Source organism: Caballeronia choica (genome assembly GCF_001544535.1).
Classification (GTDB): Bacteria; Pseudomonadota; Gammaproteobacteria; order Burkholderiales; family Burkholderiaceae; genus Caballeronia; species Caballeronia choica.
Genome location: NZ_FCON02000016.1, coordinates 37,210 through 54,124 on the forward strand (window position 1 = coordinate 37,210; position 16,915 = coordinate 54,124).

General features: G+C 63.2%; 14 protein-coding genes, 1 tRNA gene and 1 pseudogene. 10 read left to right on the top strand and 6 right to left on the bottom strand.

The features are described 5' to 3' along the window. From AWB68_RS09985 to AWB68_RS10000, 4 genes and pseudogenes are all read right to left on the bottom strand, one after another. A pseudogene (locus AWB68_RS09985) lies at nucleotides 1-795 on the bottom strand (UDP-2,3-diacylglucosamine diphosphatase); the annotation flags it as partial. Between the two features lie 10 nt (nucleotides 796-805). Next, nucleotides 806-1,300, bottom strand: a complete 495-nt coding sequence (locus AWB68_RS09990) for a peptidylprolyl isomerase (protein WP_087644239.1) — start codon at nucleotides 1,298-1,300, stop codon at nucleotides 806-808. A gap of 84 nt (nucleotides 1,301-1,384) precedes the next feature. After that, on the bottom strand, nucleotides 1,385-1,966 hold the full coding sequence (locus AWB68_RS09995) for a peptidylprolyl isomerase (RefSeq protein ID WP_087644179.1): 582 nt from the start codon (nucleotides 1,964-1,966) through the stop codon (nucleotides 1,385-1,387). A 76-nt stretch (nucleotides 1,967-2,042) separates the two neighbouring features. Next, the gene (locus AWB68_RS10000) at nucleotides 2,043-2,903 is read right to left on the bottom strand and encodes a tetratricopeptide repeat protein (RefSeq protein ID WP_087644180.1); all 861 of its coding nucleotides are present in this window, start codon (nucleotides 2,901-2,903) and stop codon (nucleotides 2,043-2,045) included. A gap of 290 nt (nucleotides 2,904-3,193) precedes the next feature. Between AWB68_RS10000 and cysS the strand changes: the two genes are divergently transcribed. From cysS to AWB68_RS10030, 6 genes are all read left to right on the top strand, one after another. Continuing rightward, the gene (cysS, locus tag AWB68_RS10005; protein ID WP_087644181.1) at nucleotides 3,194-4,597 is read left to right on the top strand and encodes a cysteine--tRNA ligase; all 1,404 of its coding nucleotides are present in this window, start codon (nucleotides 3,194-3,196) and stop codon (nucleotides 4,595-4,597) included. 46 nt (nucleotides 4,598-4,643) lie between these two features. Further along, nucleotides 4,644-5,696: a DNA-3-methyladenine glycosylase family protein gene (locus AWB68_RS10010; RefSeq protein WP_087644182.1), complete on the top strand. Its 1,053-nt coding sequence runs from the start codon at nucleotides 4,644-4,646 to the stop codon at nucleotides 5,694-5,696. Between the two features lie 115 nt (nucleotides 5,697-5,811). Continuing rightward, entirely contained in the window at nucleotides 5,812-6,783 is a 972-nt protein-coding gene (locus AWB68_RS10015) for an acetyl-CoA carboxylase carboxyltransferase subunit alpha (RefSeq protein WP_087644183.1), read from the top strand. Nucleotides 6,784-6,835: 52 nt separating this feature from the next. Next, entirely contained in the window at nucleotides 6,836-8,272 is a 1,437-nt protein-coding gene (gene tilS / locus AWB68_RS10020) for a tRNA lysidine(34) synthetase TilS (RefSeq protein ID WP_087644184.1), read from the top strand. A gap of 312 nt (nucleotides 8,273-8,584) precedes the next feature. Then, complete coding sequence (locus AWB68_RS10025; protein ID WP_087644185.1) at nucleotides 8,585-9,835, top strand: aspartate kinase; 1,251 nt, start codon at nucleotides 8,585-8,587, stop codon at nucleotides 9,833-9,835. 205 nt (nucleotides 9,836-10,040) lie between these two features. Continuing rightward, nucleotides 10,041-10,134 (top strand) — tRNA-Ser (locus tag AWB68_RS10030). A gap of 360 nt (nucleotides 10,135-10,494) precedes the next feature. Here the strand turns inward: AWB68_RS10030 and loiP are convergent. After that, nucleotides 10,495-11,244, bottom strand: coding sequence for a metalloprotease LoiP (gene loiP, locus AWB68_RS10035; protein WP_087644186.1), 750 nt, complete (start codon nucleotides 11,242-11,244; stop codon nucleotides 10,495-10,497). Between the two features lie 584 nt (nucleotides 11,245-11,828). Between loiP and AWB68_RS10040 the strand changes: the two genes are divergently transcribed. Continuing rightward, complete coding sequence (locus tag AWB68_RS10040) at nucleotides 11,829-12,173, top strand: hypothetical protein (protein WP_087644187.1); 345 nt, start codon at nucleotides 11,829-11,831, stop codon at nucleotides 12,171-12,173. Nucleotides 12,174-12,388: 215 nt separating this feature from the next. Then, nucleotides 12,389-12,751, top strand: coding sequence for a hypothetical protein (locus tag AWB68_RS10045; protein ID WP_087644188.1), 363 nt, complete (start codon nucleotides 12,389-12,391; stop codon nucleotides 12,749-12,751). A gap of 75 nt (nucleotides 12,752-12,826) precedes the next feature. On the opposite strand, the gene fabI is transcribed toward AWB68_RS10045, so the two are convergent. Further along, a complete protein-coding gene (gene fabI, locus AWB68_RS10050) occupies nucleotides 12,827-13,618 on the bottom strand; it encodes an enoyl-ACP reductase FabI (RefSeq protein WP_087644189.1) in 792 nt (263 codons plus the stop codon). Nucleotides 13,619-13,976: 358 nt separating this feature from the next. On the opposite strand from fabI, the gene AWB68_RS10055 reads away from it, so the two are divergent. Together AWB68_RS10055 and AWB68_RS10060 are read left to right on the top strand one after the other, a co-directional pair. Beyond that, nucleotides 13,977-15,845, top strand: coding sequence for an extracellular solute-binding protein (locus tag AWB68_RS10055; RefSeq protein ID WP_087644190.1), 1,869 nt, complete (start codon nucleotides 13,977-13,979; stop codon nucleotides 15,843-15,845). Nucleotides 15,846-15,876: 31 nt separating this feature from the next. After that, complete coding sequence (locus tag AWB68_RS10060; RefSeq protein ID WP_087644191.1) at nucleotides 15,877-16,914, top strand: microcin C ABC transporter permease YejB; 1,038 nt, start codon at nucleotides 15,877-15,879, stop codon at nucleotides 16,912-16,914. Nucleotide 16,915: the final 1 nt, after the last annotated feature.

Consider the following 16,915-nt stretch of genomic DNA (forward strand, 5'->3'; position numbering starts at 1 on the left):
TTCGAGCGGCAGCGCGCGGATTCCGTCGGCGTCGAGCCGCAGATAGCCGCCGCGCGGTTCGCCATGGTCGAGTTCCCAGTCGGGGATGACCCAGCGCGTGCCGTCGGCTTCGCGATGCCGCGCCGGCCGGTGTGTGTGCCCGTGGATCATCGTGTGCGTGCCGCTCGACGCGAACAATTGCGCGACGGCTTCGCGCGTCACATCGTATTTCGCCGACACCGGCTGCATGCGCGCATCTTCGCTTTTCGAGCGCATGCGTTCCGCGATCCCAAGCCGTGCCGTGAGCGGCAGACTCAGGAAGAGACCTTGCGCGAGCCGGTTGCGCGCGAAACGCCGGAAGCGCTGATAGCCCGCGTCGGCGGTGCAGAGCGCGTCGCCATGCGCGAGCACGATGCGCGTGCCGAACGCCGTGATGACGAACGGATCGGGCAGAGGCAGCGCGCCGGCTTCCTTCATGAAGCGCCTGCCGAGCAGGAAATCGCGATTGCCGTGCATCACGTAAAGCGCGATGCCGCGCTCCGCAAGCGTGTGCATCAGCGTCGTCATGCGGCGCGCGAAGCGCCCGCGTTCGTGATCGACCGATGCGTCGAGCACGTCGTCGCCCACCCAGAACTCGAACAGGTCGCCGAGGATGAACACGGAATCGGCCTCGTTGGCCGTCACGCCGATGAAGTGTTCGAACGCCGCGACCGTATTCGGGATCGCGTCGCTCAAATGCAGGTCCGCAATAAAAAACAGCGGGCGCTCGCTGGTCGCACCCGCTGTTTGCGCATCGAAATGCGTGGCGTCGATCATTGCTCGACGATTACTCGACCACCACCGCCTTCTCGATCACCACGTCGTCGACCGGCACGTCCTGGTGAAAGCCTTTCGAACCCGTCTTGACCTTCCTGATCTTCTCGACGATGTCGAGCCCGTCGACGACCCGGCCGAACACCGTATAGCCCCAGCCCTGCGGCGTCGGCGACGTATGGTTCAGGAACTCGTTGTCGTTCACGTTGATGAAGAACTGCGCGGTGGCCGAATGCGGGTCGTTCGTGCGCGCCATCGCGAGCGTGCCCTTTTCGTTCTTCAGGCCGTTGTTCGCTTCGTTGTCGATCGGCGCGTCGGTGGGCTTTTGCTTCATGCCCGGCTCGAAGCCGCCGCCCTGGATCATGAAGCCGTCGATCACGCGATGAAACACCGTGTTGTCGTAGTGGCCCTTCTTCACGTAGTTGAGGAAGTTCTCGACTGACTTCGGCGCCTTCTCGGCATCCAGTTCGATCTTGATGATGCCGTGGTTCGTATGCAGTTCGACCATGATGTGTTGCTCTCCGATGTTGTTTGTTGATGTGTGGCTGGCGAATGCCACCATGCGCCGCCCGCGGGCGACATCCTGCGCGGCTTACTTCGAGACCACCGTTGCCGATTCGATGATGACCGGCTTTTGCGGCACGTCGGCCATCGGCCCGCGCGTGGTGGTGGGCGTTCCTTCGATCTTCTTCACGACGTCCATGCCCGCCGTGACCTTGCCGAAGACGGCATAGCCATTGCCGTCCGGATTCGGATAGTCGAGTCCCGTATTATCGACCGTATTGATGAAGAACTGCGCGGTGGCCGAGTTCGGGTCGCTCGTGCGGGCCATCGCCAGCGTGCCTACGCTGTTCTTCAGGCCGTTCTTGCTCTCGAGCGGAATCGGCGCGCGCGTCGGCTTCTCGACGAAGCTCGTGCTGAAGCCGCCGCCCTGGATCATGAAGCCCGGAATCACGCGATGAAAGATCGTGCCGTTGTACTGGCCTGACTTCACGTAATCGAGGAAGTTCGCGACGGTCTTCGGCGCCTTCTCGGGATAGAGTTCGACGCGAATGTCGCCTTGCGAGGTCTTGAACAGCACGCCCGGATGCGCGGCCTGCGGTGCAGCTTGAGCGAAGGCGGGAGCGTTCGCGATCAGTGCGGCGCTGCCGAGCGCCAACATCAGCAATTTCATGAACAATCGATCCTCTGGTTAGAGTTGCTACGGGTACGGCTTTCTATCGCGCTGAACGCCGCTGAGGCGTCCGATGTCAGGGCTGGGTGTTCGGTGCGACGTAGGGCGTGGTCGGGAACGGGCCGGTCGGACCGCCGAACGGCGAGTAGACGCCGGGCACCGCGAAGGCAGGCGCATCCGGCGTGGTGCCTGCCGCGCCCGGCGCCCAGTCTTCGATGGAAGGCGCCCTTGCAGCGGGAGCGGCTGACGCGCCGGCCGGTCCCACGCGCTTCTTCGACACCGGAGGCGGCGTGATGACGTTCTGGATATCGGCGACGCGCTGCCGCGTGAGCGGGCTCTTCGACCCGAGCGACTGCGCGCGCTTGTACGACTCGCTGGCGAGCCGCAGATAGAGATCGCCGAGATTGTCGTACGCGAGCGCATAGCTCGGGTTCGCCTTGACCGCAGTTTCGAGCGCGGCGCGCGCTTCTTCATAGCGGCCGTGCTTCGCGTACAGCGCGGCGAGATTGTTGTACGGCTCGGGCAGTTCGGGATAGGCCTGCGTCAGTTCGGTAAACGCGGCGATCGCGTCGTTGTCGCGATTCAGGCGCGCGAGTACCGTGCCGCGCTTGAACATCGCCTGCGCGTCGCGCGGGTTCGTCTTGAGGCGCTCGTCAAGTTGCGCGAGCGCGTGGGTCCAGTCTTTCTGCGCGATCAATGCGTCGATCTGCGGCGTGCCGTCCGAGGTGGCGGTGGACACCTGCGCATGAGCGGTGGCGATGCAAAGAAAACTTGCGGCGAGACCGAAACTTGCAGTGGCCAGAGTGGTGGCGATCGCGGTTGCGACGATGCCCGCGGCGCGAGTGGCGACGGGGCTTGCAGCTCGGTTGGCAACGCCTTGTGCGCGGCCGCTTGAAGGTTTCATAGGCTCAAGTCTGGATGTTATACTCCGACCCATTCTAACAAAAGGTCTGCACGTTCCGTCGGACGTCAGGCTGTCTTTACGCCACTCGTGGTCGTCTCCGTTTTGATCGCAGCGTGAGCCCCGTGTTTTGCTCAGGTGGCACGCGTGATCCAGGGCTGTTGCCGAAGGATGTCTGGTCCTTGGTTGGATCCTCGCCTGGGTCCTTCAGCGCAACGCACGGCTGGATCTTCGCGCCGCTCTTGCCACTTTTGCCAGCATGGTAGTGCCGATACGTGACCCAGCGACACCAACACACGGATGTTTCCCGACCCGCACCGTCTTCTATGAATTCACTGCGCATCTACAACACGCTCGCGCGTGACAAGCAATCTTTCGTGCCGCTCCGGGATGGAGAGGTGCGCATGTATGTCTGCGGAATGACGGTGTATGACTATTGTCACGTCGGCCATGCGCGCGTGATGGTCGTGTTCGACATCGTGCAGCGGTGGCTGCGCACGCTCGGCTACAAGGTGACCTACGTGCGCAACGTCACCGACATCGACGACAAGATCATTCGCCGCGCGCTCGAGAATGGCGAGCCGATCAAGGCGCTCACGCGCCGCTTCACCGACGCGATGCACGAAGACGCGGATGCGCTCGGCGTGGCTCGCCCCGATCTCGAACCGCGCGCGACCGACTTCATCGCGCCGATGCTCGGCATGATTGATATGCTCGAAGCCAACGGCTACGCGTACCAGGCGAAGGACGGCGACGTCAACTACGCGGTGCGCAAGTTCGCGGGCTACGGCAAGCTCTCTGGCAAGTCGATCGAGGACCTGCGCGCGGGCGAGCGCGTGGCCGCGAACGACGCGAAGGACGATCCGCTCGACTTCGTGCTGTGGAAGCAGGCGAAGCCCGACGAACCCGCCGACAGCGGCTGGGACTCGAAGTGGGGCCGTGGCCGTCCGGGCTGGCATATCGAATGTTCGGCGATGGGATGCACGCTGCTCGGCGAACAGTTCGACATCCACGGCGGCGGCCAGGACCTGCAATTCCCGCACCACGAGAACGAGATCGCCCAGAGCGAAGCCGCGACCGGCAAGCAGTTCGTGAACTACTGGATGCACAACGGCTATGTGCAGATCGACAACGAGAAGATGTCGAAGTCACTCGGCAACTTCTTCACGATCCGCGAAGTACTTGAAAAATTTGATGCAGAAGTCGTGCGTTTCTTTATAGCGCGGGCACACTATCGGTCGCCGCTGAATTACAGCGACGTGCACATCGACGACGCACGTGGTGCCCTGACGCGCTTGTATACGGCGCTCAAGGATGTGGAGCCGGACGATCAAGCGCTTGACTGGAACGAAGCGAACGCGCAGCGTTTCCAGTCGGCGATGAATGACGACTTCAACACGCCCGTCGCGGTGTCGGTGCTGTTCGACCTCGCAAGCGAAGTGAACCGCACGCGTGAGCGCGCGCTCGCGCGCCAGTTGAAGCAGCTCGCCGGCGTGCTCGGATTGCTCGGGCGCGAGCCGCGCGCGTTCCTTCAGCAGGCCGTGGGCGCCAGCAACACGGCCGGCGCGAGCATCGCACCGGCCGAGATCGAATCGATGATCGCCGCTCGCGTTGCAGCGAAGCAGGCGAAGAACTATGCCGAAGCAGACCGGATTCGCGCCGAATTGCTCGAAGCCGGTATTGCGCTTGAAGACAAACCGGGTGGGTCGACGGAATGGCGCCGCGTTTGAGCGCGGCCATTCACACCCTCAATCGACTCACCAGGCAGGAGGCATGATGGCAACGGCCAGGAAGGCGCCGGCTAAACGAGCCGCGTCCGCAGTAAGCACGTCGCCCGTGACGAAGAGCACGCGGCGCACGTCGGCGAAGGCGCCGGCGAAGGCAGTGAATGGAGCCACGCATGGCAGCGCGCGCAAGACCACCGCGAAGAAGGCCGCAAGCGCCGAGGTAAAGCTCACCGGCCGTCGCAACGGCGCTGCGGGCGCGAGCAAGACCGGCGCGCAAGTGCCGGCATCGCGAAAACGTGCGAACACCAAAGGCAACAGCGGCAACAGCGGCAACGGCGAGGCCGCACCGGGCAAAGGCGACGGCGCATCGGCGCAGGCGCTCGTGCGTGACCCGCAGCACGAAGGCGAGGTCGTACGCAAGTCGCGCGCGGTCACGGAGCAGGCTGCGGTGCCGGTCCAGATCGCCGGGCTCAAGGCCGAGATCACGCGTCCCGAGTACTGGGACAAGGCGTGCGCCGACCTCGTGAAGCGCGACCGCATCCTCAAGAAACTGATTCCAAAGTTCGGCCCCGTTCACCTGATCAATCGCGACGATCCGTTCACCACGCTCGCGCGTTCTGTCGTCGGCCAGCAGATTTCCGTGCGTGCCGCGCAGACCATCTGGGAACGCGTCGAGACCGCGTGCGCGAAACTTGCGCCGCAGCAGTTCATCAAGCTCGGTCACGAAAAACTGCAGGCGTGCGGACTCTCCAGGCGCAAGTCGGAATACATTCTTGATCTTGCGCAGCATTTCGTATCGGGCGCGCTGCACGTCGATACCTGGACGTCGATGGAAGACGAAGCCGTGATCGGCGAGTTGACGCAGATTCGCGGCATCGGGCGATGGACGGCGGAGATGTTCCTCATCTTCAACCTGTCGCGCCCGAACGTTCTGCCGCTCGACGACCTCGGCCTCATCCAGGCGATCAGCGTCAACTATTTCAGCGGCGAGCCGGTCACGCGAAGCGAAGCGCGTGAAGTAGCGGCAAACTGGGAGCCTTGGCGGACGGTGGCAACATGGTACATGTGGCGCAGTCTCGATCCGATACCTGCGGATCATTGAAAATCAGAAGAAGCCGTGGCCGCTATCGTTATCTTATAATCGATAGTTGCGACCCGAATTTGAAAGGGTGACGCGCGGTTAGAATACGCGCTGCCCAGCTCCTAGGATTCGAATAATGAAGACCACGTTTCTGGATTTCGAACAGCCGATCGCCGAACTCGAAGCGAAGATCGAAGAGTTGCGCTTCGTCCAGGACGATTCCGCTGTCGATATTTCGGAAGAAATCGAGCGGCTGTCGAAGAAGAGCCAGCAGCTCACCAAGGATCTCTACGCGAACCTCACCCCGTGGCAGGTTTCGCAGATTGCTCGCCATCCGCAGCGGCCTTATACGCTCGACTACGTCAACGAGCTGTTCACCGATTTCCACGAACTGCACGGCGATCGTTCGTTCGCCGACGACCTCGCGATCGTCGGCGGCCTCGCGCGTTTCAACGGCCAGCCGTGCATGGTGATCGGTCATCAGAAGGGCCGCGACACGAAGGAGCGCGCGCTGCGCAACTTCGGCATGCCGCGTCCGGAAGGCTATCGCAAGGCTGAGCGCCTGATGCGCCTCGCCGAGAAGTTCGGCTTGCCGATCTTCACGTTCGTCGACACGCCGGGCGCGTATCCGGGCATCGGCGCGGAAGAGCGCGGACAGTCGGAAGCGATCGGGCGCAACCTGTATGTGATGGCCGAACTGAAGACGCCGATCATCACGACGATCATCGGCGAAGGCGGCTCGGGCGGCGCGCTCGCTATCGCGGTCGCTGACAGCGTGATGATGCTGCAGTTCTCCACGTATTCCGTGATCTCGCCGGAAGGCTGCGCGTCGATTCTGTGGAAGAGCGCGGCGAAGGCGCCGGAAGCCGCCGAAGCGCTCGGGCTGACCGCGCATCGGCTGAAGGCGCTCGGTCTCATCGACAAGATCGTCAACGAGCCGCTCGGCGGCGCGCATCGCGATCCGAAGGGCATGGCCGCACTGCTGCGCCGCGCGCTCGCCGATTCGCTGCGTCAGTTCCACGGCATGAGCGTGCAGGACGTGCGCGAACGCCGCTTCGACAAGCTGATGGCCTACGGCAAGTTCAAGGAAACGCTGCCGGGCGCGTAAGACACGCCCACGCCGCCAATCGCCCGACGCGCTCGACGCGCGCACATTCCCCGTGACCTCCGACACCGACACTCCCGCCAGCCGCCTCGTGATCGAGGCGGTTCGCGTGGCGCTCGGTCGAGTGGCGGCTTCTTCCTCCGATTCGCTGTTCGCGGTCGCGCTCTCCGGCGGTCTCGACTCGACCGTTCTGCTCGACGCCGCCGCGCGATGCGCGGGCGCGTCGCGTGTCGTCGCGTTGCATGTGCATCACGGGTTGAGCCCGAACGCTGACGCATGGTCCGCGCATTGCGAGTCGTTCGCCGATTCGCTCGGCGTGCGTTTTGCAGCGCGCTGCGTCGACGTGGTGCGCGCGGGCGGCGAAAGCCTCGAAGCGGCCGCCCGCGATGCACGCTATCGCGCGCTGGATCAGCTTTGCGACGAGCACGGTGCGAAGGCGCTCTGGCTCGCCCATCACGCCGACGACCAGGCCGAAACCGTGCTGCTGCAACTGCTGCGCGGCGCGGGCGTGGCGGGGCTCGCCGCGATGTCGCCCGAACGGATCGACGGTACGATGTCGGTGCCGCGCGTGCGGCCGCTGCTCAACCTGCTGCGCGCTCAACTCGAGCACTACGCGCACGAGCGCGACCTGAACTGGATCGATGACGAATCGAACATCGATACGCGTTACGCACGCAACGCATTGCGCCACGACGTGCTGCCGGTGCTCGCCGTGCACTTTCCGGGCTTTCGCGATGCGCTCGCACGCACGGCGTCGCATGCGGCGTCGGCGCAGCGCCTGCTCGATGAACTCGCGCGCATCGATCTCGAACATGCACGCAATGACAGTAACGAGAACGCGCTCGCGCTCGAAACGCTGCTCGCGCTCGACGACGAACGCGCCATCAACCTGCTGCGTTACTGGATGCGTTCGCTCGGGTTCGCGGCGGCATCGACGGCGCGCATGACCGACATCCTGCGGCAACTGCGCGATGCACTCGCCACGCGCGACGGCCACGCGCTGCGCATCGATCACGCGGGGCATTGCCTGCGCGAGTATCGCGATGCGATCTTCTGGGAAAAGGGCGATAGCGCCGATCCGGCCGATCTCGACGAAGGCGCGCCCGCGCCGAGGATGGCGGTCGAATTGCGATGGCAGGGCGACGAGGTCTGGCGCCTGGCGCAATGGCGCGGCGCGTTCGTCTTCGAGGCGTGCGATGCGGACCACGACGATGCCGTCGCGGAAAGCGTCCTGCGTTCAACGCGGCTTTGCGCCCGTTCGCGCGCGGGCGGCGAACGCGTGCGGCTCGCCGCCGATGCACCGAGCCGTACGCTCAAGAACCTTTTTCAGGAGCGCGGCGTGCCGGCATGGAAGCGCGATGTGCCGCTGCTGTTCGTCGGCGAGACGCTGCTGTTCGTCCCGCTGATCGGCCTGAATCGCGACGCTCGGCCGATGGATCGCGACGGGCCGTTTCGACGTATCGCGTGGCGGCCCGACCTGCTCATCGCGTGATCGTTGCGACGCGAAATGGCCGACCGCAGCGATGGCCAAATGCCTGTTTCGACTTGTATTTTGACGTCCGATCGGGTAATTTAACTCGTTTGTCCGCCGTGCGTTTCCTGCAGCATCTCCGTCCAAAAGACCCGATTTCCGCCGCCTGAACCGCACTTTCGCGCAAGACGACTCACACGAGCCGGCGCGAGCGGCATCCGCCTATCGTAGTTACTCGCTGCCTGACGTGTCGCCGGATCCAACGCCACCCGAAGTCGTCGATCGCAACGCCAGCAGCCTGAAGCGCGGTTTCCCCTCCAGTTCAAAACGACAATGGCACTCATCGTACACAAATACGGCGGCACCTCGATGGGCTCCGTCGAGCGCATCAAGAACGTCGCCAAACGCGTCGCGAAATGGCACAAGGCCGGCCACAAGATGGTCGTCGTGCCGTCCGCGATGTCGGGCGAAACGAATCGCCTGCTCGGCCTCGCGAGAGACATCACGCCCAATCCCGACCCGCGCGAACTCGACATGATCGCCTCCACTGGCGAGCAGGTCAGCGTCGGCCTGCTCGCCATCGCGTTGCATGCCGAGGGCCTCGAAGCGGTCAGCTACGCCGGCTGGCAAGTGCCGATCAAGACCGACAGCGCGTTCACGAAAGCGCGCATCAACGAGATCGACGGAGGCCGCGTGCTCGCCGATCTCGACGCCGGCAAGGTCGTCGTCATCACGGGCTTCCAGGGCGTCGACCCGGAAGGCCACATCGCGACGCTCGGGCGCGGCGGCTCGGACACGTCGGCGGTTGCGATCGCAGCGGCGCTCGCCGCCGACGAATGCCTGATCTACACCGACGTCGACGGCGTCTATACGACCGATCCGCGCGTCGTCGAGGAAGCGCGCCGGCTCGACCGCGTGACCTTCGAGGAAATGCTGGAGATGGCGAGCCTCGGGTCGAAGGTATTGCAGATCCGCTCGGTGGAATTCGCCGGCAAGTATCGGGTGAAGACGCGTGTGCTCTCCAGCCTGACCGACCCGCTGATTCCGCTCGAAGACGAAATGCACTCGGGCACCCTGATTACTTTTGAAGAAGACGAGAACATGGAAAAAGCAGTGATTTCGGGCATCGCGTTCCAGCGTGACGAAGCGCGTATCGCCGTCATGGGCGTGCCCGACAAGCCGGGCGTCGCGTACCAGATCCTCGGGCCCGTTGCCGATGCGAACATCGACATCGACATGATCATCCAGAACCAGAGCGTGGACGGCAAGACCGACTTCACGTTCACGGTGGGTCGTGGCGACTACCATCGCGCGATGGAGATTCTCAACGGCCAGGTGAAGGATCACGTGAAGGCCGAGCGCGTGCTGGGCGACTCGAAGGTGTCGAAGGTGTCGGTGGTCGGCGTGGGCATGCGCTCGCATGTCGGTATCGCGAGCACGATGTTCCGCACGCTGTCGGAAGAGGGCATCAACATCCAGATGATCTCGACGTCCGAGATCAAGATCTCGGTGCTCATCGACGAGAAGTACACGGAGCTCGCCGTGCGCGCGCTGCATAAGGCGTTCGAACTCGATCAGGCTTGATGAGGCTGGTTTGATGTTGCTGTTTGGCATGGCCGTTTGATGCGGCGTTGGCGGCCTGCGGGCTGCAAGTGTCGTGGCGGGTTTTTTCGCGTGCAGGACAAGCGCTGGATGGATGAAAAAATTCGTCTGCGAATTTGACCAGCGCGTTTGAACCCGCTATTATCTTGGCTTCGTCGCGCTGACTCCCTGCGCGACCGAAAGTTTGGGAGACGTGGCCGAGAGGTCGAAGGCACTCCCCTGCTAAGGGAGCATCTGGGCCAAAACCTGGATCGAGGGTTCGAATCCCTCCGTCTCCGCCAGCGATGGTGGAGAAAACCCCGCAGAGTCTAGGCTCTGCGGGGTTTTTGTTTTGCGGGTCGCGAAATGTTCCGCGATGCGCCGATGTTCCAACCGAATATCGCGTCGCGCCGTTTCATCGACATCACGCAGGCGGCCCCCGTTTGCATTGATTGGCTCGACTAAGCACAAGCGGACGAGAGGCCCTTTTCCGTCTCTGCAAGCTACGCATAAGCTCCAGTGTTTGCGTGCGAGCACCGGTTCGCCACCAACTCGCGACACTGTGCTTGATGTGAGCAGGTACGCCGGTGGCCAGCGCACCTGCTTCGATGCGCGAAGCGGCGGAGTCTCCATGCGTTCCACCGCTCATCAAACAAGGCGCCTTACTTCCCCGACGCGATCCGGTCCTGGATATGCTTCGCTCGCGCGGCCGAGGCCGGATGCGAGTTGAGCATGCTCGACTGGCCGCCGTCGATCTGCGCGAGCTTGTTGAACGAAGTCACCAGCCCCGACGGGTCGAGTCCCTTTTTCTTCTGCATGTCGAACGAAAAATCGTCGGCGGCGGTTTCCTGTGACTGCGAGAACTGCGCGTTGACGAACTTCTCCGACAGGTCGCCCAACTGCGACGCCGACATGCTCGCGATCACGCCCGTCCCTGCCGACGCCACCGAGCGCACCGCCGACGTCCCGTAAGCCACCTGCATCGCTTTCTTCGTGTGGCCGAGCGCGACGTGCCCCATCTCGTGTCCGACGACGCCGCGTACTTCGTCGTCGTTCATCAGGTCCATGAGGCCGCTATAGACGCGCACGCAGCCGTTGCCCATTGCCCATGCGTTGACGTCTTTCGTCAGATAGACCTTGTAGTTGACCGGGACGCCGTTGATGTTGTCGCCGAGTTGCGTCGCGATCTTGTTCAGGCGCTGCGTGTACGGGCTGTCGGCCGGGGCGATCTGGTTCTCGCTGTCCAGTTGCGCGCACGATTTGGCGGAGAGCGTGCGGACGTCGGCGTCGGTGAGCATGGCGGCCTGCGTGGCGAGCTGGCCCGACTGTGCGAGCGCGTTAGGGTCCATGCCGGCGCAGCCGGCGACGCACGCTCCAAGCGAAGCCGCGATGAAGTAACGGTGAAGTCTCATTGTTTGCTTTTCCTGTGTTGAAGAACGTCGATAGCGGCATGCGCCGCTGGTGCGCGATGGTCGGCAGAAGGAAAGGGCAGCGCTACCCGATGTTTCCTATTTGCTTACGGCGCCGTGTTGGCCGCCATGCGCGCGTGACGGTGATCGTAAGGAAGATGTTAGCAAACCGAGAGGCACGCGCGGTGAATGTCGCCCCGGCCATGCTTGGCATGAAGGTACTCAACTGCAGGTCGTGCGCACGGTGAACGCGTTCCGGATCGGTCTCCGCGCGTTGTTGTTCGGCGCCGGAATAACCCGGGAGAGGTTGCGAATGGAACAGCCATCGGGCCGAGGTTCCCCGCGCCGATGGCACCTTCGGACGCAGCGATCCAGCGAAGCCCGACAACTCGGCGGTGTGCCGGTTAGCCAATCAGATTTCCAGGGCGAAGGCCGCGCCGGTTCCGGTTGCTGAGGTAGCTTTCGCGGTGTAAGAAATCAGCATCCATCGGACGGTAATACGGGGTTACCAGCCTGAAACAACTCGCCGGGATCAATCCGCTATATTTGCCTCAACACAATAAACAACCCGTCGAGGTGGGCTTCACATGAACAAGGTATCGAAGGCTTATTTGCTGGCAGGAGTGGTTGCATTCGGCAGTCTGGGCATGTCGGGCGTGGCAATGGCGCAGGTGCATATCGGCGTGAACATCGGGGTTCCCGCACCGGTGTATGTGGCGCCGCAGCCGGTGTATGCGCCGCCGCCTCCGCCCGTCGTGTATGCGCCGCCTCCGCCGCCCGTGTACGCGGTGCAACCGGCGATCGTGATCGGCTGGCACGGCGATCGTTACTACGATGGCCGTCGCTACTGGGATCGCGATGACTGGTATCGCCATCATCCGAACAATTATCACGAGCACTACGATCACGGACATCACAACGGCTGGCACTGAGCGCCGCGGTAGCGGAACAAAAAAGCCATCTGGTGCGAGCCAGATGGCTTTTTTCTTGGGCGTTTGCGCTATCGTCCGATGTAACAAAAGGTAAGGTTTCTCCTGACATTTCCCCGATCGGCGAAACAACTTACAAAACTGAAATATCGTATTGAAAGCTATCCGTTATATTCGCTCTCGACAAGAATCAACGAACTCGCCGAGGTGCGCTACGCATGACAAGGAATTCGATCGTCCGGTTTCTGGCAGGCTCCATTGCGGCCGGTGCACTCTTCGCCAGCGGCGCGTCGCAGGCCGCCGACGTCCACATTGGCGTGAACGTCGGCATTCCGGCACCGGTCTATGTCGCGCCGCCGCCGGTTTATGCGCCGCCTCCGCCGCCCGTCATCTATCAGCCGGCGCCCGTGTATGTGCGACCGCCGGTCGTGATCGGCTGGTATGGCAACCGCTATTACGACGGCCGCCGGTATTGGGATCGCGACGACTGGTATCGACATCACGGTCGCGGGTACGACAAGCATCATGATCACGGGAAGGGTAATGGGCACGGGCATGGGCATGACAATCATCGTCATTGAGTCGCGAGCGCGAAAAAAAACCGTCCCCCGCAAAGGGAACGGTTTCCGTGGCAAGCAATGAGACGACCCGCCGCGTTATTCCGCGACCGCCCCCATTCCGCCGACGACCGCATTGAACCCGCTGTCGACGTGCACGATTTCCGCGCTGACGCCGGCCGCGAGATCGGACAGCAGGAACGCCGCCACGTTGCCCACTTGTTCGATCGTCACATTGCGCTTGAGCGGCGCATTGTTTTCGACGAACTCGAGAATCTTGCCGAAGCCCTTGATGCCGCTCGCCGCGAGCGTCTTGATCGGGCCGGCCGAAATGCCGTTGACCCGCACGCCCTTCGTGCCGAGCGACGCCGCGAGATAGCGCACGCTGGCTTCGAGCGATGCCTTCGCGAGGCCCATCGTGTTGTAGTTCGGGATCGCGCGTTCGGCCCCGAGGTAGCTCAAGGTGAGGAGCGATGCGTCCGCCGCCAGCATCGGCGCCGCGGCCTTCGCGAGGGCAGGGAAGCTGTACGCGGAAATGTCGTGGGCGATGCGGAAGTTCTCGCGCGTCATGCCGTCGAGGAAATCGCCCGCGATCGCTTCGCGCGGCGCGAAGCCAATGGAATGCACGAGGCCGTCGAGCGTATCCCAGCGTTCTTTCAGCGACGCGAACAGCGCGTCGATCTGCGCGTCTTCGGCGACGTCGCACGAGAACACCAGGTCGCTGCCGAATTCGGTGGCGAACTCGGTGATGCGGTCCTTGAAGCGTTCGCCGACATACGTGAACGCCAGTTCCGCGCCCTCGCGCTTGCACGCCTGCGCGATCCCGTAGGCGATCGATCGGTTGGACAGCAAGCCCGTCAGCAGAATTCGTTTTCCAGCGAGAAAGCCCATGAATGCTCCTTTGTCGACCAGAGTTAGCGCTTTAGCGCTTACTCTGGTCCCATGCAGCGTCGCTGCGGTCGATCAGAGTTAGCGCTTCAGCGGTTGCGCTGATCCCATGCAGCATCGCCGCGGTCGATCAGAGTTAGCGCTTCAGCGGTGACGCTGATCCCCTGCAACATAGCTGCGGTTAGTAATATCACGCGTGCGCTCCTGCGGATTGCTGTCTCGGCCGAGGCAACACACGAGCGGAACCGCGTGGGATTTGGGTAGAATTCTCTCACATTGCGATGGCCGTCCTACACCTCGTGCGGCGTTTGCGCCATCGGCCAATCCTTACTTTTCGTCCAATTTTCCTCCAAAAGGGCTTATGACGACTCGCATCACGACCGCGTCGCGACGGATCACACGTGTTCTGCTCGCAAGCGCGTCCATCGGGTCGATCGGCTTGGGGCTTTCTCACGCAGCGTTCGCCGTGTATGCGATCGCGCAATACGGCGAGCCCAAATACCCGCCGGACTTCCGTCACTTCGACTACGTGAATCCCGACGCGCCGCGCGGCGGGACGCTCGTGCTCGCGAATCCGAACCGCCTGACCAGCTTCGACAAGTTCAATCCGTTCACGCTGCGCGGTAATCCGGCACCCGGCCTCGGTTTCATGTTCGAGAGCCTGACGACGGGCAGTCTCGATGAAGTGGCGACCGCCTACGGCCTTCTCGCCGACGATATCGCGATCGCGCCCGACGGTCTTTCCACCACGTTCCACCTCAACCCGAAGGCGCGCTTTTCTAACGGCGACCCCGTCACGGCGGAGGACGTCAAGTTCTCGTTCGAAACGCTGAAGAGCCCGAAGGCCGCGCCGCAATACGCGGTCTATTTCGGGCAGATCGCGCGCGCGGTCGTGATCGATCCGCTCACGATCCGCTTCGACTTCAAGCAGCGCACGCGCGAGATGCCGCTGCTCGCGGGCGGCATCCCCGTGTTCTCGCGCAAGTGGGGCATGAACCCGGATGGCACGCGCATTCCTTTCGACCAACTCGCGTTCCAGAAGCCGATCGGCAGCGGCCCGTATCTGATCGAGCAGTACGACAACGGCCGCACGATCACCTACAGGCGCAATCCTTCGTATTGGGGCGACAAGCTGCCCGTGCGAGTCGGCACGTATAACTACGAGCGCATCAACTACAAGCTGTATTCGGATGGCGTCGCGCGGCTCGAAGCGTTCAAGGCGGGCGAATACGATGCGCTCGTCGAAAACGTCGCGCGCAACTGGGTGCGGCGCGACATCGGCAAGCGCTTCGACAGCGGCGAGTTGATCAAGCGCGAATTCCCGCAGCACAACGGCAGTGGCATGCAGGGCTTCTTCATGAACGTGCGCAGGCCGCTCTTCAAGGACGTGCGCGTGCGGCAAGCGCTCGATCTCGCGCTCGACTTCGAGTGGCTCAACCGGCAACTGTTCTTCAACCAGTACAAGCGCACCGACAGCTTCTTCGTCAACACCGATTTGCAGGCCAAGGGCACGCCCAGCGAGGGCGAACTGGCGCTGCTCGCGCCGTTGCGCTCGCAACTCGATCCGTCGGTCTTCGGCGAGATGACGCAGCAGCCGCGCACGGCACCGCCGCCGAACTCGTTGCGCGCGAACCTGATCAAGGCGCGCCAGTTGCTCGCGGACGCTGGCTGGACCTATCGCGACGGCGCCTTGCGCAACGCGAAGGGCGATCCGTTCGTCTTCGAGATTCTCGACGACACGGGCGGCGGCGCATCGATGGAGCCGGTCGCGGCCGCGTTCGCGCGCAATCTGCAGAAGCTCGGCATCACCTGCAATTTTCGCACGGTCGACTACGCGCTGATCCAGAAGCGTCTCGACGCATTCGATTTCGACATGACGAGCGTGCGCATGCCCGACGTGCAGGTGCCGGGCACCGAGCAGGTTTCGCGCTTCGGCAGCAAGTCCGCCGACGAGCAGGGCTCGGACAATCTGTCGGGCGTGAAGTCGCCTGCCGTCGACGCGATTTTGCAGGCGGTGGTGTCGGCCGAGACGCGCGAGCAACTCGTCGACGCCACGCACGCGCTCGACCGGGTGCTGATGCACGGCTACTATGTGGTCCCGCACTGGTATTCGGCGACGCATCGGGTGGCGTATCGGAACACCCTTGGCTTTCCGTCGACGCTGCCGCTTTACTACACCGCAGAGGACTGGATCACGTCGACGTGGTGGTTCAAGCCCGCCGCGAAGTAAGCTCCCCTCTTATCCAACCCGGACCGCCGCCATGTGGAGCTACATCCTCAAGCGAATCCTGCTGATGATCCCGACGCTGCTCGGCGTGCTCACGCTGACCTTCGCCGTGATCCAGTTCGTGCCGGGTGGCCCCGTCGAGCAGGCAGTGCACGACCTGCGCCGCGGCAACGAGCAGGGCGGCGCGTTCGGCATGCGGACGCACACGGGCGTCGATGCGCAGCAGGTCGCGCAACTGAAGGCGCTGTATGGCTTCGACAAGCCGCCGCTCGAACGCTACGTGTCGATGCTCGGCAAGTTCGCGCGCTTCGATCTCGGCGACAGCTATTTCCGCCATCAGAGCGTGTGGTCGCTGATCGTGTCGAAACTGCCGGTGTCGATCAGCATCGGCTTGTGGACGTTCTTCATCACGTACCTGATATCGGTGCCGCTCGGCATCGCGAAGGCCGTGCGCAACGGCTCGAAATTCGATGTCGCGACGAGCCTCATCGTGCTCGTCGGCTTCGCGATTCCGGGTTTCGTGCTCGGCGTGCTGCTGCTCGTGCTGTTCGGCGGCGGCACGTTCTGGCAACTGTTCCCACTGCGCAACCTCACCTCCGACAACTGGGCGACGCTCTCCGTCGGCGGCAAGATCGTCGATTATCTGTGGCACATCACGTTGCCGGTGGTGGCGTCGGTGGTCGGCAGCTTCGCCGTCATCACGATGCTGACGAAGAACGCCTTCCTTGACGAAATCCGCAAGCAATACGTGCTGACCGCGCGGGCGAAGGGTTTGTCGGAGCGGCGCGTGCTGTGGAAGCACGTGTTTCGCAATGCGCTCCTGCCGCTGATCGTGGGTTTTCCGGCGGCGTTCATCGGCGCGTTCTTCACCGGGAGTCTTCTGATCGAGACGCTGTTTTCGCTCGACGGCCTCGGCTTGCTGTCCTACGAATCCGTCGTGCGGCGCGACTATCCGGTCGTGCTCGGCACGCTCTATCTATTCACGCTGATCGGGCTCGCGACCAAGCTGATCTCGGACCTGTGCTACGTCTGGGTCGATCCGCGGATTCAATTCGAACAACTGGAGCGCTGAC

Bases quoted from the DNA above. Each gene is read 5' to 3' on its own strand.
- AWB68_RS10055 (WP_087644190.1), top strand. From the start codon at position 13,977: ATGACGACTCGCATCACGACCGCGTCGCGACGGATCACACGTGTTCTG.
- AWB68_RS10045 (WP_087644188.1), top strand. From the start codon at position 12,389: ATGACAAGGAATTCGATCGTCCGGTTTCTGGCAGGCTCCATTGCGGCC.
- AWB68_RS10000 (WP_087644180.1), bottom strand. From the start codon at position 2,903: ATGGGTCGGAGTATAACATCCAGACTTGAGCCTATGAAACCTTCAAGC.
- AWB68_RS09995 (WP_087644179.1), bottom strand. From the start codon at position 1,966: ATGAAATTGCTGATGTTGGCGCTCGGCAGCGCCGCACTGATCGCGAAC.
- cysS (WP_087644181.1), top strand. From the start codon at position 3,194: ATGAATTCACTGCGCATCTACAACACGCTCGCGCGTGACAAGCAATCT.
- loiP (WP_087644186.1), bottom strand. From the start codon at position 11,244: ATGAGACTTCACCGTTACTTCATCGCGGCTTCGCTTGGAGCGTGCGTC.
- AWB68_RS10060 (WP_087644191.1), top strand. From the start codon at position 15,877: ATGTGGAGCTACATCCTCAAGCGAATCCTGCTGATGATCCCGACGCTG.
- AWB68_RS10010 (WP_087644182.1), top strand. From the start codon at position 4,644: ATGGCAACGGCCAGGAAGGCGCCGGCTAAACGAGCCGCGTCCGCAGTA.
- AWB68_RS09990 (WP_087644239.1), bottom strand. From the start codon at position 1,300: ATGGTCGAACTGCATACGAACCACGGCATCATCAAGATCGAACTGGAT.
- AWB68_RS10040 (WP_087644187.1), top strand. From the start codon at position 11,829: ATGAACAAGGTATCGAAGGCTTATTTGCTGGCAGGAGTGGTTGCATTC.
- AWB68_RS10015 (WP_087644183.1), top strand. From the start codon at position 5,812: ATGAAGACCACGTTTCTGGATTTCGAACAGCCGATCGCCGAACTCGAA.
- AWB68_RS10025 (WP_087644185.1), top strand. From the start codon at position 8,585: ATGGCACTCATCGTACACAAATACGGCGGCACCTCGATGGGCTCCGTC.
- fabI (WP_087644189.1), bottom strand. From the start codon at position 13,618: ATGGGCTTTCTCGCTGGAAAACGAATTCTGCTGACGGGCTTGCTGTCC.